Genomic DNA, 21,225 nt, shown 5'->3' with positions numbered 1-21,225 from the left:
AGTGTGGCCGGCAAGTACGACGCCTTGGGACAGTTGTCTGTGAAAGACCACCCCAAGGGCGAGGGAGCGGGTCGCATGGACTCGAACGGCATCATCTTGACCGTCATCGCGGGCATCATCGGACTCCTGGGTCTGACGGCCGTGAGCATAGACCGACGCGGATCTGCAACCGTGCCGTTCGAGGACGGCCCGTCAGCGTTGGCCGGGGAAACGCCAGTTCGGGAGTCGACCCAGGACGAGCCCGCCGAAGACCGGGAGGTCCAAGGCGAGCGACGTCGGCTTGTGGAGGCCAAGGACTCTGCTGAGAAGGCTTACGCGCAGCGGGTCAGTGCTGCCGAACTCGAGTTCAATGCAAAGATGAACCGCGCCGACGTCCACTTGCGAGCAGCTGAGATGTTCCTCGAACATGCGCAGGAGCAGGGTCGAAGAAGCAGTCCAGAAGCCGTCCGTGGTCCAGAAGGCACACTCACGGCGTGGGAACCTGAAATCGACTTCGACCGCGAGCCGTTCGGAATGGACGACGCGGCCCAGGAGCTCGCCGCCCAAGAGTTCGTGTTCAGCAGACCTACTCGGCGCGCGCCGGCCGTGAATCTGGCTAATCGGCTCCTCGAGATCCCCGAGACACGGTGGATTCGGCGGATCCGCGATGCCCGGGAGCGCCTCGCTGATGCAATGCTCGAGCACCGCTTCGCTGTGGCGGCTGCCGAGAAGGTTCTCGCCAATGCCAAGGCCCAAGACGACGACGTCCAGTCAGCTACCGCCGCGCTCGAAGCATTCGATGCGCGCAACGACGGGCGGGACAACAACTGCGCCGAGCAGGGAAGACGCTCCGACCTGGCCGCCTGACTCGGCCACAGTCTGATCGTCCTGCGCTATCCGAAGCCACGAAGGCGGCAGGACTTCCTGCTGAGGAGGCTCCCACCGACACTAGAAGCCCCCTACCCCGTTAGGCGTGCCGAGGCCGGTGGGCCCGTCCCAGCCAGCCCCAGCCGTGCACCATTGAGTTGGCGAGCACGCGCCGTTTGAGCCAGCCGTGACATCAAAGAGGTTCGAGGCGCTGGTGTACGGGATCCAGTTTGCGGGCGTCGAGTTCGAGCCTGTTCTGCCGCTGAGGGCGAACACCGAGGCGATGATAGGCGAGGCCTCGCTCGTGCCACCGAGTTGGCTCCAGGTCGACTTGGCGGAGGAGGTCGGGTAGTAGACGGCGAGGCCGCCGTTGTTCGGGTCCGACACGGCCGACACGTCGTTCATGGCCCGACCCGGGCAGCCGGTGTTGAAAGCCGATGCGGGTGGCAGGGCAGCGTTGAAGCTTGAGCAGCCTGACCCTGTTCCGCTCCATGCGGTCTCGTTCCAACCTCTGGCGTTCGTGGCCTGCACGAGCGAGGTCCCGCCCACGCCAACGGCATAGCTCGAGGACGCGGGGTAGTACGCGCCCTTGTAGCCCCAATCGCCGGCACTTGCGGTCACGGCGACGCCAGGATGGTCGTAGTAGGTCCCATAGGTCGAGTCGGGGGCGTCATGGAAGGCGTAGGAATTGGAGACGGCAACGACGCCGGGGAGGTGCGCTGCTGTCTGGACGGCGGTGCCGAGGTCGGTGAGACTCTGCGCACTCGCCTGAAACACCGCGATGCTGCAGTCGGGGCAGGCTGCGGAGACGGCATCGACGTCGAGCGCCTGCTCCTGCGCCCAGCCGAGGTCGAAGCGCGGCAGCTTTGTGCCTCCGCTCTGATTGCGGATGGTGAGGCAGCCGTTTGCCGTCGTGCAGGGCGGGAGTTTGAACTGGGACCGGTAGACAGCCAGATCACGTTCTAGGTTCGGATAGCCGTATGCGTCCACGATTGCGATGGTCTTGCCGCCGGCCGATAGGCCTGCGAGCCCGTAGGCGCCCTGCAGCTGGGCCGGGGTGAGCGCCGTGGAGGGCGGGGCAGCCGCGTTCGTGATCGCCCTCCCCGCCGCGTCCACCGCCTGACGCGCCGTGCACTGACCTTCGCTGGTGAGTGGCGCGGGACAGATCGGACGGGAGCGCTCGGAGTGCGGGTCCGGCCCCGGAGCAGCCCAGGCAGTGGGGGCGACGAGGCCTAGGAACAGCAGAGCCGTAGCCCCAGCTGCAAGGATCTTCCTCATTGGTGTCCTCCGGGGGACGCAGGGAATTCGTACCGCATTATCTGCAGAGCTCACGGGTTGCGACTAGGGCTCACGTTCGCGCTCTTCAAAATCGAATGGAGTGAGCCGGATTATCGCCCTTGGTGGAAGCCGTCTCAGGGCCTCTAAACCCCCTCGTCGACGAGGGCACCGACCAGAACGGATACCTTGTCATCCCCGAATCCTCCGAGACAGCCCACTACACCAGATCCGCGCCCCTCGCGACCGCTCAGGGCTCCACCGGCGTCGCCGGCGACGCCGGGGCCATCGGCGATCTGGGCACGGAACCGGTCGATCCGGCCGATGTCGCTGCTATGCCAGAGGATGACCAGCTTGCTGGGAGGGAATCGGCGGCTCGAAGGTGGCAATTGGTGCCTGAGTTCGATCGGCCCTCGTGCCGCGCCGTTCCAGCCGGCACGGCCCCGGGCTTAACATGGTCCCGCTGGGCGTCGGCGCGGGAACATGCGCTGTGAGCGCGGGTGGCCGCCTGTACTAGTTCCTCTTCGATGGGACGGTGGTCCCAATGGCTCTCCGACCGCGAACGGCGGCCAGCCTGCTTCTCACGCTCCTGCTCACAGGATGCCAGTATTCGGGCTCGACCTCGTCATCCACACCGAGCCCAACTCTTTCTCCCGCGATCGCTCCCCTCGATGAGCAGGCACGGCTCTTCATCGGCAGCGGTGCCGTCTCCGCCGTCGTCCAAGTGGAGTGGCCCGGCGGCCAGTGGTCGCACGCCTACGGGGTGCGGGATCTCGCGACCAAGGACCCGGCCCAGCCGGTGGACCGGGTGTCGGTGGGCAGCGTGACTGAGACGTTCACCGCGGTCACGGTGCTCAAGCTCGTCGACGACCGACTCATCGGCCTCGACGACCCGGTCAACAGCCTCATCCCCGGATTCGAGGCAGAACTGCACCCGCCCGGGCCGATCACCGTCCGGGAGCTTCTCGGCCAGACCTCCGGCATCCCCAGCTACATCCCGGCCTCGATGGGCGGCGTCGACTTCCGCCCGGCCCTCGCCCAGCCGCTGACGCTCGAGCAGGCCCTCCGCGACGCCGGTGGCCAGCCATGGCCCGCGAGCGGCGTCGGCCAGTTCCAATGGGACGAGACCAACTACATCGCCCTGGGCCTGCTCGTCCAGACGCTGCGGAAGAAGCCCTTCCCCGACGTGCTCAACGAGGAGGTCATCGCCCCGCTCGGCCTGGCGCACACGTCCACGGCCCGGCTCGACCTGTCGCAGAAGGACATCCTCCACGGGTACATGACGCTGCACGGCCAGAGGATCGACACCACCGACAACATCCACCAGGCCGGCTCCTCCAGCGAAGGCATCATCTCCACCGCGGCCGACGTGGACACCTTCCTCGGTGCCCTCTTCGGCGGCCGGCTTCTCTCACCCACCTCGGTGGCGGCGATGGAGAAGGGTGCCTCGCCCGCGCCCTACGCCCTCGGGATCTGGAAGGGCCCACAGGGCTGCACGAGCAGCGGATCCTTCCACCTAGCGGGCAACCAGGAGGACGCCCTCACGTCGGGGGTCTCCAGCAGCGACGGGAAGTACACGGCAACCATGGCCGTCGTCCCGCCCCCGCTGCCGGGAACCCCGGAAGACCCAAGCGGCGACCGGCAGCGCAGCTCGATCGGCGAGCAGATGCAGTCCGCCCTCAGCGAGACGGTCAACAGCCTCTGCGCCGAGCGATGAACCACCAGCGCTTCTACGCGCCTTGGATGCGGAAGGCTACGTTCGACGGCGATGTCCGAGACCCCACACGAGGGCTGTGGTGGCTGCGGAGCCGAGCGCCATTGCCACGGCACCCACAGGTCCCTCTGCCCATGGGAGGCGGGCTCCCGGCAGGTTCGCGAAAGCTTGGGCCGCACCCGCCAGCAGTTCTGCCGGAAGCCCTGCGATCGCCGTCGCCGCCCAGGCAAGGGGCGGGCACAGTGGTCCGGCCGCCAGAGCGAGAGTTGCAGCAACGGTGATCGGAGGGACGAGCGGGGCCACGACGAGATTGGCCGCGAGCGACCACGTCTGGAACGAGGGCCCGAGCAGGACGAGCACTGGGCCGCACAGGAGCTGCGCCGAGAGCGGCACCGAAAGGGCTGCCGCCAGCCACGGCGGCAGCCGCGCAGAGAGCCGCGCGGCCAGCGGGCGAGCGAGGAGCGTGATCCCGAGCGTGGCGAGAACAGACAGTGCGAAGCCGAAGCTGACGGAGAGGGCAGGGTCCGTCAGCACGACCGCGATGACCGCGGCCGAGAGAGCTGCCGCGCCGGCGCCGGTCCGCCCCGAGGCCAGGGCCACGAGTGAGACGACGCCCATCGCCCCGGCTCGGAGAACACTGGGCTCGGGGCCCACAATCCAGACGAAGCACACCAGGACTGCGCCGCACACAGCGTGGACCACCTTCCGCGGAACCCTGAGAGCCCTGAGGCCCAGCACGACCGTCCCCAACAAAATCGCAAAATTCGCGCCACTAACCGCGGTCAAATGGGTAAGGCCCGCGACGCGCAGAGAGCCCTCGAGTTCGGGATCGAGGCGGCTCCGGTCGCCTACAGCGAGGGCAGGGACAAGTCCGGCGGCGTTGGCCGGAAGCCACGCTGCATTGGTGCGCAGCATCTCCCTGACGGTGGCCCGCCACTCCGCTCCCCCGCCCGGAGGATCAACGGCGCGTGGCGAACCTCGCGCTGTGACAAACGCCGTTCCGGGTCCGCTCGCGGCGACTTGTACCGGTATCTCGATCCGGGTCCCGGCGGCCAGGCCTCGAAGATGATCTCCCCCCGCCAGAATCACACGCGCCGAGGCCGTGAACCGCTGGCCGCCCCAGGTTGCAGCGCGAAGACGTGCGTCCGTGATGTATCTAGGCCCAGTAGCGAAGCGAGCAGTGACTGCCTGACGCCGAGGCTCGGACAGGATTTCGAGCGAAGCCATCGCCGCTCCCCCATCGGACAATAGCTTGCCGGCTGGTCCGGCGGTGTCTGCCGAGAGGCGCGCGGCGCTCGCAAGGAAGCCCGCGATTCCTGACACTGCGGCCACTGCAGCAACCATCGCGAGCGTCAGTCCCCACTTGCGGAAAGTTCTCTGATCAGGCCTGTGACCGAACCTGCGCATCCACGCCCTCTTCCGGCTACCTGGACCAAGCCTTCTTGCCGACGCCCTCGCCACGTAAAGCGCGGCGAGGAGAACCGCGACTCCGACCCCCAGAGCCCAGGCCCAGCTCTCCCGTTCATCGAGCCCAAGAGAGGCGCTCGCCAACGGCCACGCGGCACCAACCCAGACGGCAACGGCCAGCGGGATGAGCCGCAGGTCCCTCCACCCCTGGTGCTGGTGGCCAGGATCGTTCCCATCCGCAGCCGGACCTTGCGCCGCGCGGCGAGCCAACCATTCCCGCAACGCTTCGCGGCGGTCCGGGCCGCGGCCTTCCCCGGACGCGCCTTCCTCGGACGCGCCGCCGCCTCTTGAATCCCCTGGTGCACGATCGGTGGCCGATTCGACATAGCGCTGCCACGCCTTCAGGGACGAGGGTTCCGGCTGCCTCTTGCTCACACCGACACCAGCGGCAGGAGGGATTCAAGCATTTTGGCACCGATCCCCGGAACGGCGTCGAGGTCTTCAGGAGAGGAGAAGCGCCCGTGCTGCTCGCGGTACTCGACGATCCTCTGAGCGAGAACCGGCCCTACGCGTGGCAGCTGAGCGAGCTCCTCGGCGCTCGCAATGTTGAGATTGACCTTCGAGCCCGCGCTTGACTGACGAGTGTCTCCGCCTTTGGCCCCGCTTCCCACACCGGCCTCTGCTGCTTCGCCGCGGCGAGGAACGGCGATGCGCGCCCCGTCTTCGACCTGTGAAGCGAGATTGAGACGGTCCGCTTCGCCCTCAGGCAGCGCTCCCCCGGCGGCGCTGATCGCGTCATGGATGCGGCTCCCCTTGTCGAGCCGGTAGACGCCCGGCTTGGCCACGGCTCCGGCAATATGCACGACGACGGTCTGGGAGCCGTCCGCTTCCCGACTCGACGTCGTTTCCCCCGCACCGGCGCCTGATGCTCTGGCTGTCGAGCGGGCCGTGCTGTGGGGCTGCGCAGGGCCGACCTCGGGCGGCGACGAGGCTGCCGACCACCACCAGAGCCCTGCGCCCAGGCCGAGAACGCATAGGACAATGGTGGCGAGCCCGCCGGAGAGGGCCCATCGCCGTCGTTCTGTTGGGCCAGCAGGTCCGTGGTCCGCCGCGAGTTCCTCCGCGACTGAGCAGTCAGGGATCTGATCTGCCAGCAGACCCGCTTCCGGCCGAGGGCTTCCGTGAGCATCGCTATGCCAGCCCGGTCCAACGACACGGTCCCAGCGGTGCCGCGCCCGGAGGCGGTCCCCGCGCTTCCGTCGTCCCATACAGCCACCTTCGCAAGAACGGCCGTGGCCGGTGGCATCAGGAGCCGCTATGTGGACGGCACGCGCGTGAGGATGGGTGTGGAGGACGAACCCGAGCTAGTCCCCCACCGTTCGGTTCTCGACCCCTGCGTGATCTCGGTGAGCTTCGCTATTGGGCTTCTGCTGCCTCCGAGATGTCGCGCAGGCGTCCTGTGACCACAATTGCGAGGACGCCAAGCCCCGTGTGCGCTGCCAAGACAGCCGGGAGCGGCGTGACAACGACCTCTGCATCCTTCACAGAGGAATCGCTCTGCGCATCCAGCTCGTCGACGAGCTCGTGCGCGAGGTCCTCGGCCTCGGATCGATTGCCAAAGTAGTGCACGGCGAGCCGAGGGTTGACGCGCCTCCGTGCGTCCGCCATCGAGAGCTCGCGCAGCCGCGGCAAGGCTCGGGCGCTCGTCCGTATCCTTTCTATCGGGACGATCTTGCCGTCTTGGACGGCCAGCAGGGGGCGGATCGAGAGCACCGTGCCCACCCATGAGGCCGCAGCACCGATACGGCCTCCGCGCCGCAACTGCTCGAGGCTCGGAAGGAAGAATCGGACTTCGGCACCATCGAGGGTCTCGCGCGCCGCGCTGGTCACTCCCTTCGGGTCCTGCCCCGTTGAGGCGGCAAGGAAGGCGGCCTGGACGGCGAACCCCTGTGCGAGAGCGGCCGTCCGGGTGTCCAGGATCTCCACCGGCACCGACACGCGCTCCGCTGCGAGCCGTGCCGTGTCCGCCGTGCCGGACAGTGCCCCCGAGAGGTGGATCGAGATGATCGCCTCGAAGCCCTCGGCCTCGAGCCGCCGGTAGGCCTGCTCGAAGACCCCGGGCGCGGGCCGGGAGGTCTTCACCGACCGCCCAGCCGCCAGCGCTATTCCGAGCGCCGCCTCGGCCTCTGGCCCGTCAGGATAGATCTCATCCCCGGCCATGACCGAGAGCGGAACAGCCTCGAACCACGGCTCAGCCTCCGCGGCGGCGAGCCATTCGCGCGGGAGCCCGCACGCGCTGTCCGTGACGACGGCGGTGCGGACTCGCGGCGCGCTGGCAGGCCGCAGCACCGACAGCCTCAACCGCCCGAGGCGCTCCCGGAGGAAGCGATCGCTCAGCCACCAGGGCGCCGGGGCGCGCTCAGTCAATCAGTCCCCCGATCGCTGGCGCTCCGGCTGCATCTCATGCCGGAACGATGTTCACCAGCTTCGGGGCGCGCACGATGACGGTGCGGATGCCCCGGCCGTCGAGGATGCGCTCGACATTCGGCGAAGCGAGAGCCAGTTCGCGCAGAGACTCCTCGGTGATGTCAGGTGCTACCTCAAGGCGGTCCCGGACCTTGCCCTGGACTTGTACCACTGCCGTGACAGTCTCCTCGACAAGCAACGACGGGTCGTAGGTGGGCCAGTCGGCGTTCGCGACCGATGGTTCGTGACCGAGCGCTGCCCACAGGTCCTCGGCCGTGTACGGCGCGATGAGGCTCAGGATGATGGCCACGGCTTCGACCGCCTCGCGTACAGCCGGATCGGCACCTCCCGGCCCGCTGTCGATCGCCTTGCGCGTCGCGTTGACGAGCTCCATCACCTTGGCGACCACGACGTTGAACTTGTGCGACTCGAGGAGCTCGGCGGAGTCGGCGAGCGTCCGGTGAGTGACGCTGCGGAGGGCGCGGTCGCCCTTCGCGGGATCCGCGCCGGGCTCGCTCGTGACGTCCTGCCCGAGGCGCCATGCCCTAGCCAAGAATTTCGCAGAGCCGGACGGCGAGACATCGGCCCAGTCGACGTCGTCCTCGGGCGGCGAGGCGAACACCATGGTGAGGCGCACAGCGTCGACGCCGTACTGGTCGAGCTGCTCGCTGAGGTCCACGCCGTTGCCGAGCGACTTGCTCATGGCCTTGCCGCCGTTCAGAACCTGCCCCTGGTTCATGAGTGCGGCGAATGGCTCGTCGAAGTCGATGAGCCCCATGTCCTTGAGGACCTTCGTGAAGAACCGGCTGTACAGCAGATGGAGAATCGCGTGCTCCACGCCGCCCACATACTGCGCCACAGGCATCCAGCGCTTTGCAGCTTCCGGATCGAACGGTCCCTCTGTGTAGTCCGGTGAGAGATAGCGCAGGTAGTACCAGGACGAGTCCACGAACGTGTCCATGGTGTCGGTGTCACGCTTCGCGGGACCTCCGCAGTTCGGGCACGTGACGTTGACCCAGTGCTCGGCCGCAGCGAGCGGCGACGTTCCCTTCGGGGCAAGCTGCTCGCCGCGAAGGTCGTCGGGGAGACGCACCGGAAGCTGATCGTCCGGCACCGGAATCTCGCCACATGCTTCACAGTGGATGATCGGGATCGGCGCCCCCCAGAAGCGCTGGCGCGACAGGAGCCAGTCGCGGAGCCGGTAGTTGACGGTCCCTTCTCCCGTCCCTGCGCTTTCGACGATCTCGATGGCCTTCGCGATGCCCTCAGCCTTCGAGAGCCCATCGAGCGGCCCGGAGTTGATGATCGTCCCCTCGCCGGCCGTGGCGACCCCGCTCGCAGCTGGGTCGTCCTCGCCGGTGTCGAGGACCGCTCGCACCGGCAGCCCGAACGCACGGGCGAAGTCGAGGTCGCGCTGGTCGTGGGCCGGGACCGCCATGATGGCTCCCGTGCCGTAGTCGGCGAGCACGTAGTCGGCGGCCCAAACGGGAAGCTTCTCCCCGCTCAACGGGTTCACCGCGTAGCGGCCGAGGAACACGCCGGTCTTCTCGCGATCGGTGTTCTGACGCTCGATCTCCGAGAGCGCCTTGACCCGATCCTGGTATTCGGCCAAGGCGGCAGCTTCCTCCGGCGCCACGAGCTCGGTCGCGAGGTCGGCGTCGGCCGCGACGACGAAGAACGTGGCACCGTACAGCGTGTCGGGCCGCGTCGTGAAGACCGTGACCTTGCGCTCGGGCTTGCTCCCGTCACCCGTCGCCTCGACCTCGAAGTCGACGTGCGCACCCTCGGAGCGGCCGATCCAGTTCCGCTGCATCGCGAGGACGCGCTCAGGCCAGTGGCCCTCGAGTTCCGTCATATCGTCGAGCAGGCGGTCTGCGTAATCGGTGATCTTGAAGTACCACTGGTTGAGGGCCTTCTTGGTCACGGGCGTGCCGCAGCGCTCGCACGCGCCGTTGACGACCTGCTCGTTGGCGAGCACAGTCTGATCCTTCGGGCACCAGTTGACGGGGTGGTTCTTGCGGTACGCGAGCCCGCGCTCGTAGAAGCGCAGGAAAAGCCACTGCGTCCAGCGGTAGTACTCGGGATCGGAGGTGTGCAGCCGGCGCGACCAGTCCAGGCTCAGCCCGTAGCGCTTGAACGACGCCGCCTGGGTTTCGATGTTCGCGTAGGTCCACTCGGCTGGGTGCGCGTTGCGCTTGATGGCGGCGTTCTCGGCGGGCAGCCCGAAGGAGTCCCAGCCGATCGGGTGCAGCACGTCGTAGCCGCGCAGGCGCCAGTAGCGCGACACCACGTCCCCCATGGCAAAGGCTTCCGCGTGGCCCATGTGGAGGTCGCCTGACGGGTAGGGGAACATGTCGAGGACGTAGCGGCGCTCACGGCTCCCGTCGTCCTTGGGCGTGAAGACGCCCAGCTTCTCCCACACCGCTGGCCACTTGGCCTCGATCGCGGCGAAGCTGTACGCAGCCTCTGCTGCAGCCGTAGCCTCGGCCACGCCCGCAGCCGCCTGCTTCGCGCCCTGCTCTTCGCTCACCCTGCTTATCTCCACTTTTCGTCACCTCGGCGTTACGACAGCATTCGCCCCCTGACACACAAAAGCCCCTCTCAGGGAGGGGCGGCCGCTCGTTGGAGCGGCTAGGGAAGCAGGAGGATGCCGTGCATACAGCTATCCTAGCGCAGCCACAGCATCCTCCCGCCGAGGTCTAGCGGACGTCGGCGTCGACCCACTCCATGGACTTCGTGACGGCCTTCTTCCATTGGCGCATCAACCGGTCCCGCTCGGAGGGGTCGAGCTGTGGGCTCCAGCGCTTGTCTTCGTCCCAGTTCGCGGAAAGCTCGCCTAGGTCGCTCCAGAAGCCGACGGCGAGCCCGGCCGCGTAGGCGGCTCCGAGCGCCGTCGTCTCGATGACCTTGGGGCGGACGACGTCTACTCCAAGGATGTCCGCTTGGAACTGCATGAGCGCATCGTTGGCGACCATTCCGCCGTCGACCTTGAGCTCGCTCAGCGGGACGCCCGAGTCCCGGTTGACGGCGTCGAGGACCTCTCGCGTCTGGAACGCCGTCGCCTCGAGCGCCGCGCGGGCGAGGTGGCCCCTGTTGGCGTAGCGGGTGAGCCCGACGATCGCTCCGCGTGCGTCTGCCCGCCAGTAGGGCGCGAACAGTCCGGAGAACGCCGGGACAATGTACACGCCACCGTTGTCCTTGACCGAGCGTGCCAGCTCCTCCACCTCGGGCGCGCTGGTGATGAGGCCGAGGTTGTCCCGCAGCCACTGGACGAGCGAGCCGGCCACGGCAATAGAACCCTCGAGTGCGTAGTGCGGCTCGGCTTCCCCGAGCTTGTAGCCGACGGTGGTCAGGAGGCCGTTCTTGGAGTGGACGATCTCCTCTCCCGTGTTGAAGATCAGGAAGCAGCCCGTGCCGTAGGTGTTCTTGGCCTCGCCTTTGGCGAAGGCCGCTTGACCGAAGGTTGCGGCCTGCTGGTCGCCCAAGATGCCTGCGATCGGGACCTCGCGCAGGAGCTGGGATGTGTGGACCTTGGCGTACACCTCCGAGGAGGACCGGATCTGGGGCAGCATCGATGCCGGGACGCCGAAGACGTCCAGGATCTCCTGGTCCCACGAGAGGGTTTTGAGGTCCATGAAGAGGGTGCGGGACGCGTTCGTCACGTCGGTCACGTGGACGCCGCCGTCGACGCCGCCGGTCAGATTCCAGATGAGCCACGCGTCGGTATTGCCGAAGAGGAGGTCCCCCGCCTCGGCCTTGGCGCGGGCGCCCTCGACGTTGTCGAGGATCCACTTGATCTTCGTGCCCGAGAAATAGGTGGCGAGCGGCAGGCCCACCTTGTCCTTGAAGCGGTCGACGCCGCCGTCAGCCGCGAGCTCGTCGGCGATCGGTTGGGTGCGCGTGTCCTGCCAGACGATGGCGTTGTAGACCGGCTCGCCGGTCGTCCTGTCCCACACGACCGCCGTCTCGCGCTGGTTCGTGATCCCCACGGCCGCGATATCGTGCCGGGTCAGGTTCGCCTTCGAGAGGGCCTGGCCGATCACCTCGCGCGCGTTGTCCCAGATCTCCCGCGGGCTGTGCTCGACCCAGCCGGCCCGGGGGAAGATCTGTTCGTGCTCGAGCTGGCCCGTCGAAACGATCGAGCCGCCGTGGTCGAACACGATCGCCCGCGTGCTGGTGGTGCCCTGGTCGATCGCCACGACGTACTGCTCAGACATTCACGGCTCCTTCGCTTGTGACCGCTCCTTCTTCCCCGGGGGCGGCTCCCGCGGGATTGAGCGCCGAGACCACGGCGCCGTGGAGGTCGGCGAGCGTGTGCTCGGCATCCTGGACCTCCACGTGGACACGTTCTGAATCCCAACCTAGATGGGGCGCGAGCGCCTCGGCCACCTCCCAGACCATCTTCCGCGTGACCAGACCGCGGAAGGCGAGCGATGTACGGCGGAGGAGGACGTCCACGACGTGCCCGACCTGTTCGCGCTGGGCCATGTACGCAAGCTCGCGGACGCTGAGTTCTTGCGTGCTGTCGAGCAACCTGTCCGGCCCCTCGGCAAGGAAGGACGCGACCTCCTCGGCTCGGGTTCCGTAACGTTCCAAGAGCACCTCTGCCCGGGCATCCGCCAGCCCTGGAAGGTGCGAGGCGATCCATTCCCGCCGTGCGGCCAGCCCCTCGGGGAAGCCCGCGCCACCACCGATGGGCAGCTCGGCGGTGCTCTGGCGGCGCGGGATGCCCAGCTCGCGGAGCACGGAGTCTGCCAGATGCTCGGAGAGGGCGCGGAATGTGGTCCATTTCCCGCCTACGAGGCTCAGCCGCACGGGGTCGCTGTCACTGCGAGCCGAACGCTCAATGCGGTAGTCCCTTGAGACGAATCCCGGCGCGGTGTCGTCGTGGCGAGGAAGCGGGCGGACGCCCGAGAAGGTGTAGACGATCTGGTCAGGCCGGACCGTGATGCCGGGGAAGACATGCTGGATCAGCTCGAAGAAGTAGCTGACCTCTTCTTCGGTGCAGACCGGTGTGAGGTCTTGCCCCGCGTCGATGTCGGTGGTGCCGACGAGGACGCGGTCGCCGATCGGGTAGATCAGGACGATGCGCCCGTCGGCGTGCTCGAAGAAGATCTCCCGCCCGCCCGTTGCGGCCAGCAGTTCGGGAGCGTCGAGGACGATGTGGGAACCCTTGGTCCCGCCCATATAGTCTGTCTCCGCTCCGAGAGCAGAGTTCGTCCGGTCGGTCCAGGCACCGGTTGCATTGACGACGACGTCCGCGGCGAAGTCGAACTCCTCGCCGGTGAGCTTGTCGCGCAGCCGCACCGCGCCGTCGTGCATCCCGACGGCGCTCACGTAGTTCACTGCCCGCGCCGCGGGGTTGGCTTCGAGCCCGTCCCGCAGGACATCGAGCGTGAGGCGCTCGGGGTTGTGGACAGAGGCGTCAAAGTAGGTGGCCGCGTACTTCACGTCGGGGCGCAGCCGGGGAAGCTCGGCCAAGGCGCGACGGCGGCCCACGAACCGGTGCCTCGGGACGCTGCCGCCTTCGCGGGAGAACGCGTCGTAGAGGGCGAGGCCGAGCTTGATCAGGAGTGCGCCCCGCGCCCTCGGCTTGCCGGAGCGATGGGTCAGGAAGCGCAGCGGGGCGTTGAGCAGCCCGGAGAACGTGGTGAAGACCGGGATCGTGGTCCGGAGGGGCTTGACGTAGTGCGGCGCGATGCGCAGGAGGCGGTTCCGCTCGACAACCGACTCGTGCACAAGCCGGAACTCCCCGTTCTCGAGGTATCTGATGCCGCCGTGGATCATGTGCGAGGAGGCTCCCGAGGCGCCTTCGCAATAGTCGCCGCGCTCGACGAGCGCCACGTCCACCCCCTGCAGCGCAAGGTCCCTGAAGGTGCCTACCCCATTGATCCCGCCTCCGATGATGAGGACCTGCGAGCGGGGCGTTGCCCTGAGGGCGGAGACCAGAGGGCGAGGGGACGTCGAGCGGGGCAGAACGGTGGGCGTGTACGGGGCCAAAGGGGTCCTCCTCAAACATGCGAATGCGGGTCTGAGGACCATTCTTCGAGAGCGTGAGAAGAATCTTCAAGCCCGGTGCACAAACGTGCAAGAATGTCGTCCGTGACGCTCCCAGCTTCGCTTCCAGACCCCACTGATCCCGGCGATTCCGCACAAAGTCCCGTCACGCGAAGACAGCGCGAGGCTCTTCTCGCCGCGCAGCTGTACTACCTCCAGGACCTCACGATGGATGCGATCGCGCGGGAGCTGCGGACTTCGCGTTCCACGGTCTCGCGCCTCCTGACGTTCGCCCGTGAAACTGGGCTGGTCCAGATCCAGATCTGGAATCCGCTCGAATCGTCGGCGGAGCTCGAGTCCGCGATCTCCCGGCGGTACCGCATCCGCGCCCACGTGGTCCCTCACGTGTCCAACCTCAACGAGGCCGAGACGCTCGATCGCGTTTCCATGTATGCCGCCCGTACTCTCACTCCGTTCGTTGGCTCGAACACCGTGCTCGGAGTGGCGTGGGGTTCGACGCTGACTGCAATGAGCCGGTACCTGAATCGCAAGTCCACTCATGGCAGCACCGTTGTCCAGCTCAATGGTGCGGCCAACACGCAGACGATGGGCTTGGGATACGCGAGTGAGATCATGCGCAGGTTTGGTGGCGCCTACGACGCCGCTGTGGAGGAATTCCCGGTCCCTGCCTTTTTCGATCGGGCGGAGACGAAGCGGCTCATGTGGCAGGAGCGGAGCGTTCGTCGCGTCCTCGACCTCCAGGCCCACATGTCGGTCGCAGTGTTCGGAGTGGGTTCGGTGGACGCCGATGTGCCGAGCCACGTGTACACCGGGAGCTATCTCGACAGCGCAGATCTGCAGTCCCTCGCCGAAGAGAGGGTCGTGGGCGATGTCGCCACCGTCTTCTACCGCGAGGATGGGAGTTCCGACGGGATTGCGCTCAACGAGCGTTCAACAGGGCCGGACCACACGCTCATTCGCGGGGTCGAGCACCGCTTCTGCGTCGTGTCGGGGCCGTCGAAGGCCCGCAGCCTGCGGGGCGCGCTCAGAGCACGACTCGTGACCCAGCTCGTCATCGACGAGGCAACAGCGCGTGCCCTCCTGGCGCTCGAAGCCTGAGGCCTCTTGAGGAGAGCGGCCGGTAGAGTCGGGAGCATGACCCAGTCCCCCAGCGTGACCCTGTCCGCCGGCGTCGACATGCCCCAGCTCGGCTTCGGGCTGTACAAGGTGCCCGCGGAGGACGCCGCCCGGCTTGCCGGGGAGGCCCTTTCCGCGGGCTACCGGAGTCTCGACACCGCAGCCATGTACGGCAACGAGGCAGGCGTGGGACGCGCCGTCGTGGAGGCGGCCGACGGCGGCCTTCCGCGCGAAGACGTCTTCGTCACCACCAAGGTCTGGAACAGTGATCAGGGCTACGATCCGACCCTGCGGGCGTTCGACCGTTCCCTCTCCGCGCTCGGCCTCGACTACGTGGACCTGTACCTCATCCACTGGCCATGCCCTGCACGCGGGCTCTTCGTCGAGACGTATCGCGCGCTCGAGCGTCTGCTCGAGGACGGGCGCGTCCGCGCGATCGGAGTCAGCAACTTCCAGCCAGAGCATCTTCGGCTTCTCGCCGCCGAGTGCACTGTCATGCCCGCCGTGAACCAAGTCGAACTCCACCCATGGCTCCAGCAGGACCTGCTCAAGGCCGTCCACGCAGAGCTCGGGATCCGCACGGAGGCGTGGTCTCCGCTCGGACGTGGGCGCATCCTCGAGGATCCCGTGATCACCGACATCGCGGCAGCTCACGGCGTCTCCCCTGCGCAAGCCGTGATCCGGTGGCATCTGCAATGCGGCCACATTGTGATTCCGAAGGCTAGCAGCGCGGCGCGCATCCGTGAGAACGCCGACGTCTTCGGCTTCGAGCTCACGGCCGACGATCTCGACCGCATCGCTGGCCTCGAACGCGGACAGCGGACCGGCTCCGATCCCAATGAGGTGAACTGATGGCGGTCGCAGCGGGGGAAGGCTTCCTCTCCTCAGCTCTCGAGTCGCGAGAGCGGCGGACAACCGTCGAAGTGCTCGGCTCTGAGACCGCCGTCTTCACGTACGATCCAGTGGAGGGCGAACGGGCGGCTACGCCCGCGGAAGCCGGAACGCTCCCCACCATCTTGGCGATCCACGGCTTCCGCGGAACGCATCACGGACTCCTGCGCATCGTCGATCTCCTGCCCGATATTCGTATCGTGATGCCTGACCTCCCCGGTTTCGGCGCCTCATCCCCGATGAGCGGCCACCACCATGACATCGACGGCTATGCCGCCTGGGTGGATGCGCTCGCTCAAGCCCTCGGGCTCGGTCCTGACACCGTCCTGCTCGGGCACTCCTTCGGGTCCATCGTGGCCGCCCGCGTCTGCTCCGAGCACCCGGGCCGGTTCTCGCGGCTCGTGCTCGTCAACCCGATCTCGTCACCGGCGCTCGAGGGCCCCCAAGGCATCTTGAGCCGCCTCGCGGTCGGCTACTATCGCGCCGGAGCTGGGCTACCGGAGGGCGCCGGATCTGCGCTGCTTCGCCACCCCGCGATCGTCCGGGTCATGAGCGAAGCCATGGCCAAGACACGCGATCCTGAATTGCGACGGTTCGTCCACGCCCAGCACGCTCAGTACTTCTCGAGCTTTGCGAGCCGCGACGTGCTCCTCGAGTCCTTCCGCGCCTCGGTCTCGCACACGGCGGCGGAAGCCGCCGACGAGCTCTCTCTGCCCGTGCTCCTGATCGCCGGGGACCGTGACGAGGTGGCGCCGTTGCCTGCCGTGAGGAAATTCCACGCAAGGCTCGCGGATTCACGCCTCACGGTGATCCCCGGCGTCGGGCATCTCATCCACTACGAAACGCCCCAGCCAGCGGCGGACGCGATCCACGCGTTCCTAGGCGACCTCGAGGAGAAGGCAGGCCAATGAGGCTCCTGATCGATGCCCGCTTCACGCGGACGGACCATCACGACGGGATCAGCCGCTACGGCGCGAGCCTCATCGAAGCCGTCGCGTCCCGCACCGAGACAGCCATGCTGATCAGCGACGAGCGTCAGCTCGCCCTCCTGCCAAACGTGCCGCACGTCAAGGTCACGAGCCCGCTCTCCCCCGCCGAGCTGTTCATCGCCGCGCGAGTCAACGGACTCGAGCCGGACGTCGTGTTCTGCCCCATGCAGACGATGGGATCGTGGGGGCGCCGATACCCGCTCATCCTCACACTCCACGACCTCATCTACTACGAGCACCCCGCTCCGCCCGGCTTCCTGCCTGCCCCCGTACGCGTGCTGTGGCGCCTGTACCACAAGGCGTACTGGCCGCAGCGGGTCCTCCTCAACCGGGCCGACGTCGTCGCCACCGTGAGCCGCACGACCAAGTGGCTCATGGCGGAGAAGCGGCTCACGAAGCGTCCGGTGCGCATCGTCGGCAACGCTCCCCAAGGAGGCCTCGTGCCTCGCGATCCCGACGCACTGCCAGGCCGAAGCCTGCTCTACATGGGCTCGTTCATGCCATACAAGAACGTCGAGACCGTGATCGCCGGAATGGCGGCATTGCCTGACTACACCCTCCACCTCCTCAGCCGCATCAGCCCCGCCCGGCGAGCCGAGCTCGAGTCGAGCGTTCCGCCAGGTGCTTCGGTCGAATTCCACGGGGGCGTCAGCGAGGCCGAATACGAGGAGCTCCTTCGAGGTGCGACTGCCCTCGTGACCCTCTCCCGATCGGAGGGCTACGGGTTGCCCCTCGTGGAGGCCATGTCGGTCGGAACGCCGGTCATTGCGAGCGAGATCCCCATCTTCCGGGAAGTCGGCGGCGAGGCGGCGCGCTTTGTCGACCCCGACTCGTCGGAAGCCTTTGCGGCGGCCGTCCGCGAACTCGAGGTGCCGCACACGTGGAGCGAAGCCTCCCGCGCCTCAGTACGGCAGGCCGAGAAGTTCAGCTGGGACCATTCGGCTCAAGCCCTGCTCGAGGCGGCCGAGGAGGCGATCGAGCAGTTTCAGGCCCGGCGCGGCATCGCCAACCGCAAGGACCACATGGCCGGGCGAACCTAACTCGGGAAGCAAGCTCGTGTGAACGAGTTCGAACTAGATGAGGTCAGTGCCGTCGAGCCGGAGCTGCACGGGCTCTGAGCCGCGCCGGGCGGCCAAGGCGATCCGCGCGGCCCTCAGCCCGCGTGTCACTTCCGGTCCCTCGGCGATCGGGAAGAACGCGAGGAACCTCCAGGCAGTCTCTTCCGCGGCGGTCTTCGAGACAGGTGAGGCTGGAACAGGGCCTGCGGTTCGGACGCCGGACCGGGTGAGCACCGGTGCCGCGGCGCTCGCGAACGCCTCGACCGCCGCCCGCGTCCCAGTGATGGCCGCGAGGCGGACGGCGGGGGGCAGCCCGAGGTTCCTCCGCAGCGAGAGCTCGCGCTCGGCGAAGCCCGCGGGGTCCCACCGCACGAGGGCGCCGACCGCCTCGTGTTCGCTCGCGGTCACGACGACGCGGCCGCCGTCGTCCGCTCCCCGCACGAGCGCCGCAGCGTTGAGCCAGCGCCGCAGCGCCTCCTCGCCTGCCCTCAGGGTCTCGCGAGCGAGGAGGGAGTCGCCGTCGAGGAGGAGCGCTGCGGCATAGCCCGTCGGCGCCACGGGCTCGGCGCCGACCGTAGCAACGACGAGCGCAGGGGCGTCTGGCACCTCAGACTTGACCTGCTCGCCAGAGGACGTGATGACTACGGCGCCCGGGAACGCGCGCCCCAGCTCTTCGGCGGTTCGCAGCGCGCCGACTGCGGAACGGCGGAACGAACGCCCCCCGCAATGCGGGCACGACCACGCACCAGCCGGTGTCCCGCACCAACGGCACGCGACGGTGCGGCTTCCCTGGCTAAGGGATTCAGCGAGCGGGCCAGAACAGTGGGCGCATCGCGCGGGTTCCCGGCATCGCTCGCACGCGAGCGACGGCGCGTAGCCCGCGCGGGCCACCTGGACCAGGACCGGCCCAGCGGCCAGGGCCTCGCGCGCGAGCTGCCATGCCGCGTGCGGGAGGCGCGCGATCCGGGCATACGGATCGCGTGCGCTCTCGAAGCTGTCCGCGGTGCTGATGACTCGGGGCAGCCGACTGCGGACGAGCGGCCGGGCCGGCTCGACGCTCTGGAGCCAGCCCGAGTCGAGGAGCCGTCGTGTCTCGGCGGAAACACTGTGGCCGGCGAGCAGGAGCGCACAGCCTTCTAGCTCGGAGCGGAGGAGGCAGACCTCGCGCGCATGGAAGTAGGGGGCGCGCGGCTCGGCGTGGAGGTCGTCGCCGTCGTCCCAGCACACCACGAGCCCTAGGTCACGCACGGGCGCGAGCACAGCCCCCCGCGTTCCCACCGCGACGCGCGCACGGCCGCAGAGGAGCTCCAGGAATCCGCGGTACCGCTGGCTGGGGCCGTCCTCGGCGGCAAGGCGCACGACGGACTCGCCGGGGAGCGCCTGCTCGAGAACGGACTGCACGCGCTCGAGGTCGCGACGGTCGGGTACGACGACGAGCGCTCCCCGCCCAGAGAGGCGGGCGGCCCGTACGGCCTCGGCGACGAGCTGAGGCCATCCGCGCGGGCCGTATCCCTCGAGCGCCTGCACCGAGGCCCGCGGGCTGCCTCCCGCCGCCAAGTGCCGAAGGAACGCGGCGCCTCGTCGAAGCTCGGCCCAGAGCGACGGCGCGGACTGCAGCTGCTGAGGGCCCTCCTCGTCGCTTGCGTCATCCCCGCGTTCGGTCCCTTCCGAGGGAGCGTGACCCGCAAGCCCGGGAAGATACTCCGCCTCGACCCGCGCCGCCCTGGGCGGCACGGCGAAGCGCAGAACGTCACCGAGTGCGCCCGCCCACCGCTCGGCGACGGCTGTCGAGACCTTCAGGACCTCAGGTGTCAGGACGACGGCGGGCGAAACCACCTTGGCGATCGGCTGCAGGGCCACGCCCGCGTCCGACGACTCGGCGCGCTCGAGGATGAAGCCGCTGTGCTCCTGGCCCGCGACGCGGACCCGTACGCGGACTCCGGGCTTGGCCGTCTCGGAGAGCTCTTCCGGCACGAGGTAGTCGAACGGTCGGTCGAGCTGCGGGAGTGGGGACTCGACGCAGACTCGGGCGACCGGAAGCTCGCTGGCCGCCGGAGGCGTAGCGGGCGCGAGCACTGGCTCGGGAAATCCGAGCAGGAGCGAAGGCTGCGCGACTCGCTGTGCTCCCGAGCCCGAGCTTCCCCCGCTGCTAGGCCTCGCTCTCGCCATCAGTCGTTGAAGTAGTCCTTGAGGGCTTGGACGCGGTCGAGGTGCTCCCACGTGAAGTCGGGGTCATCGCGACCGAAGTGCCCGTGAGCCGCGGTCTTCGCGTAGATCGGCCGCTTGAGGTCGAGCGCGTCGATGATTGCCCTCGGGCGCAGGTCGAAGATCTCGTTGATCGCGGCGCTGATCCGCAGTGGATCCACGCTCTCCGTCCCGAACGTCTCGACGTAGATGCCGACGGGACGGGCTTGCCCGATCGCGTAGGCGATCTGGATCTCCGCGCGGCGCGCGAGCCCCGCTGCGACGACGTTCTTGGCGACCCAGCGCATCGCATAGGCACCCGAACGGTCCACCTTCGAGGGATCCTTGCCGGAGAAGGCGCCGCCCCCGTGCCTCGCGAACCCGCCATAGGTGTCGACGATGATCTTCCGCCCGGTGAGGCCCGCGTCCCCGACTGGGCCGCCGATGATGAAAGGGCCGGCCGGGTTGAGGATGCTCCGGACGTGCGTGCTCTCGAGCTGGCTCGCAGCCAGCACGGGGGCGATGACGTGCTCGGCGAGGTCGGCGCGGAGCTGGGCCAGCTGCGTCCCCTCGGCATGCTGGCTCGAGATGACCACGGTCTCGACAGTGACCGGCTCATCGCCGTCGTAGCCAACGGTCACCTGGGTCTTGCCGTCCGGCCGCAGGTACGCGAGCTCGCCGCTCTTCCGCACCTCAGTGAGCCGCTCAGACAGGCGGTGAGCAAGCCAGATGGGCGTCGGCATGTAGGACGGCGTCTCGTCACTCGCGTAGCCGAACATGATGCCCTGATCGCCGGCGCCCTGGCGGTCGTATTCGTCCTCGAGGGTCCCTTCGCGTGACTCGAGAGAGTTGAAAACCCCATCGAAGATGTCCGAGGACTGCTGCCCGATCGACACCGAGACGCCGCAGCGCGCCCCGTCGAAGCCGTTCGCAGATGAGTCGTACCCGATACCGAGGATTGTGTTGCGGACAATCTGAGGGATCTCGACATAAGCGTCGGTTGTGACCTCGCCGGCGACGTGGACGAGTCCGGTCGTCGCCATCGTCTCCACCGCGACCTTCGACTCAGGATCGGCGGCGAGGAGCGCATCGAGGATGGCGTCGCTGATCTGGTCGCAGATCTTGTCGGGATGCCCCTCGGTCACGGACTCGGAGGTGAAGAGCCGGAGGGCGGTCGTGTCGGCCGGGAGTCCGGCACCATAGCGAGCGTGGGTCACGGCTCTACTCTACTTCCTGCCCAGCGACGAGCCGGGGCATGTGT

General features: G+C 68.1%; 16 protein-coding genes. 7 read left to right on the top strand and 9 right to left on the bottom strand.

What is annotated here, in order from left to right; all coding sequences use genetic code 11:
• The first annotated feature begins 75 nt into the window (after positions 1-75).
• Positions 76-846: a hypothetical protein gene (locus L0M17_RS09990; RefSeq protein ID WP_241053808.1), complete on the top strand. Its 771-nt coding sequence runs from the start codon at positions 76-78 to the stop codon at positions 844-846.
• An 81-nt stretch (positions 847-927) separates the two neighbouring features.
• Here the strand turns inward: L0M17_RS09990 and L0M17_RS09985 are convergent, their stop codons facing one another.
• Positions 928-2,124 carry a S53 family peptidase gene (locus L0M17_RS09985; protein WP_241053807.1) on the bottom strand — a complete coding sequence of 399 codons (1,197 nt, stop codon included), beginning with the start codon at positions 2,122-2,124 and terminating at the stop codon, positions 928-930.
• 122 nt (positions 2,125-2,246) lie between these two features.
• Here L0M17_RS09985 and L0M17_RS09980 point away from each other — a divergent pair, with 122 nt between their 5' ends.
• Both L0M17_RS09980 and L0M17_RS09975 read left to right on the top strand, forming a co-directional pair.
• Positions 2,247-2,615 (top strand): hypothetical protein, encoded by a 369-nt coding sequence (locus L0M17_RS09980; RefSeq protein WP_241053805.1) that lies wholly within the window; start codon positions 2,247-2,249, stop codon positions 2,613-2,615.
• 50 nt (positions 2,616-2,665) lie between these two features.
• Positions 2,666-3,838: a serine hydrolase domain-containing protein gene (locus L0M17_RS09975; RefSeq protein ID WP_241053803.1), complete on the top strand. Its 1,173-nt coding sequence runs from the start codon at positions 2,666-2,668 to the stop codon at positions 3,836-3,838.
• Between the two features lie 36 nt (positions 3,839-3,874).
• Here the strand turns inward: L0M17_RS09975 and L0M17_RS09970 are convergent, their stop codons facing one another.
• The 6 genes from L0M17_RS09970 to L0M17_RS09945 all read right to left on the bottom strand — a co-directional run bounded on the left by L0M17_RS09970 (position 3,875) and on the right by L0M17_RS09945 (position 13,708).
• Positions 3,875-4,750, bottom strand: a complete 876-nt coding sequence (locus L0M17_RS09970; protein WP_241053802.1) for a ComEC/Rec2 family competence protein — start codon at positions 4,748-4,750, stop codon at positions 3,875-3,877.
• A 923-nt stretch (positions 4,751-5,673) separates the two neighbouring features.
• Positions 5,674-6,510, bottom strand: coding sequence for a helix-hairpin-helix domain-containing protein (locus L0M17_RS09965; protein WP_241053801.1), 837 nt, complete (start codon positions 6,508-6,510; stop codon positions 5,674-5,676).
• A 148-nt stretch (positions 6,511-6,658) separates the two neighbouring features.
• Positions 6,659-7,669, bottom strand: coding sequence for a DegV family protein (locus tag L0M17_RS09960; RefSeq protein WP_241053800.1), 1,011 nt, complete (start codon positions 7,667-7,669; stop codon positions 6,659-6,661).
• Positions 7,670-7,703: 34 nt separating this feature from the next.
• Positions 7,704-10,199, bottom strand: coding sequence for a leucine--tRNA ligase (gene leuS / locus L0M17_RS09955; RefSeq protein WP_241056397.1), 2,496 nt, complete (start codon positions 10,197-10,199; stop codon positions 7,704-7,706).
• 208 nt (positions 10,200-10,407) lie between these two features.
• Complete coding sequence (glpK, locus tag L0M17_RS09950) at positions 10,408-11,925, bottom strand: glycerol kinase GlpK (RefSeq protein WP_241053799.1); 1,518 nt, start codon at positions 11,923-11,925, stop codon at positions 10,408-10,410.
• Complete coding sequence (locus tag L0M17_RS09945; protein ID WP_372498009.1) at positions 11,918-13,708, bottom strand: glycerol-3-phosphate dehydrogenase/oxidase; 1,791 nt, start codon at positions 13,706-13,708, stop codon at positions 11,918-11,920. The genes glpK and L0M17_RS09945 overlap by 8 nt, the downstream gene beginning before the upstream one ends.
• Positions 13,709-13,909: 201 nt before the next feature.
• Between L0M17_RS09945 and L0M17_RS09940 the strand changes: the two genes are divergently transcribed.
• From L0M17_RS09940 to L0M17_RS09925, 4 genes are read left to right on the top strand one after another with little or no spacing between them, the layout of a single operon-like run.
• Complete coding sequence (locus tag L0M17_RS09940) at positions 13,910-14,824, top strand: sugar-binding transcriptional regulator (protein ID WP_241056395.1); 915 nt, start codon at positions 13,910-13,912, stop codon at positions 14,822-14,824.
• Positions 14,825-14,860: 36 nt separating this feature from the next.
• Positions 14,861-15,694: an aldo/keto reductase gene (locus tag L0M17_RS09935; RefSeq protein ID WP_241053798.1), complete on the top strand. Its 834-nt coding sequence runs from the start codon at positions 14,861-14,863 to the stop codon at positions 15,692-15,694.
• Positions 15,694-16,644, top strand: coding sequence for an alpha/beta fold hydrolase (locus L0M17_RS09930; RefSeq protein WP_241053797.1), 951 nt, complete (start codon positions 15,694-15,696; stop codon positions 16,642-16,644). The genes L0M17_RS09935 and L0M17_RS09930 overlap by 1 nt, the downstream gene beginning before the upstream one ends.
• Positions 16,641-17,762, top strand: a complete 1,122-nt coding sequence (locus tag L0M17_RS09925) for a glycosyltransferase family 4 protein (RefSeq protein WP_241053796.1) — start codon at positions 16,641-16,643, stop codon at positions 17,760-17,762. Before L0M17_RS09930 ends, L0M17_RS09925 begins: the two co-directional genes overlap by 4 nt.
• A gap of 33 nt (positions 17,763-17,795) precedes the next feature.
• Here the strand turns inward: L0M17_RS09925 and L0M17_RS09920 are convergent, their stop codons facing one another.
• Together L0M17_RS09920 and metK are read right to left on the bottom strand one after the other, a co-directional pair.
• Positions 17,796-19,949: a primosomal protein N' gene (locus L0M17_RS09920; RefSeq protein ID WP_241053795.1), complete on the bottom strand. Its 2,154-nt coding sequence runs from the start codon at positions 19,947-19,949 to the stop codon at positions 17,796-17,798.
• Positions 19,949-21,181: a methionine adenosyltransferase gene (gene metK, locus L0M17_RS09915; protein WP_241053794.1), complete on the bottom strand. Its 1,233-nt coding sequence runs from the start codon at positions 21,179-21,181 to the stop codon at positions 19,949-19,951. Before metK ends, L0M17_RS09920 begins: the two co-directional genes overlap by 1 nt.
• Positions 21,182-21,225 lie beyond the last annotated feature (44 nt).

The sequence above is a fragment of the Sinomonas terrae genome, from assembly GCF_022539255.1.
Taxonomy (GTDB): domain Bacteria; phylum Actinomycetota; class Actinomycetes; order Actinomycetales; family Micrococcaceae; genus Sinomonas; species Sinomonas terrae.
Note: the sequence above shows the minus strand (reverse complement) of the source record. Positions and strands in the feature narration are given on the sequence as shown.

Bases quoted from the DNA above. Each gene is read 5' to 3' on its own strand.
- L0M17_RS09970 (WP_241053802.1), bottom strand. From the start codon at position 4,750: ATGCTGCGCACCAATGCAGCGTGGCTTCCGGCCAACGCCGCCGGACTT.
- L0M17_RS09990 (WP_241053808.1), top strand. From the start codon at position 76: ATGGACTCGAACGGCATCATCTTGACCGTCATCGCGGGCATCATCGGA.
- L0M17_RS09930 (WP_241053797.1), top strand. From the start codon at position 15,694: ATGGCGGTCGCAGCGGGGGAAGGCTTCCTCTCCTCAGCTCTCGAGTCG.
- L0M17_RS09925 (WP_241053796.1), top strand. From the start codon at position 16,641: ATGAGGCTCCTGATCGATGCCCGCTTCACGCGGACGGACCATCACGAC.
- L0M17_RS09965 (WP_241053801.1), bottom strand. From the start codon at position 6,510: ATGGGACGACGGAAGCGCGGGGACCGCCTCCGGGCGCGGCACCGCTGG.
- L0M17_RS09985 (WP_241053807.1), bottom strand. From the start codon at position 2,124: ATGAGGAAGATCCTTGCAGCTGGGGCTACGGCTCTGCTGTTCCTAGGC.
- L0M17_RS09920 (WP_241053795.1), bottom strand. From the start codon at position 19,949: ATGGCGAGAGCGAGGCCTAGCAGCGGGGGAAGCTCGGGCTCGGGAGCA.
- L0M17_RS09935 (WP_241053798.1), top strand. From the start codon at position 14,861: ATGACCCAGTCCCCCAGCGTGACCCTGTCCGCCGGCGTCGACATGCCC.
- L0M17_RS09975 (WP_241053803.1), top strand. From the start codon at position 2,666: ATGGCTCTCCGACCGCGAACGGCGGCCAGCCTGCTTCTCACGCTCCTG.
- glpK (WP_241053799.1), bottom strand. From the start codon at position 11,925: ATGTCTGAGCAGTACGTCGTGGCGATCGACCAGGGCACCACCAGCACG.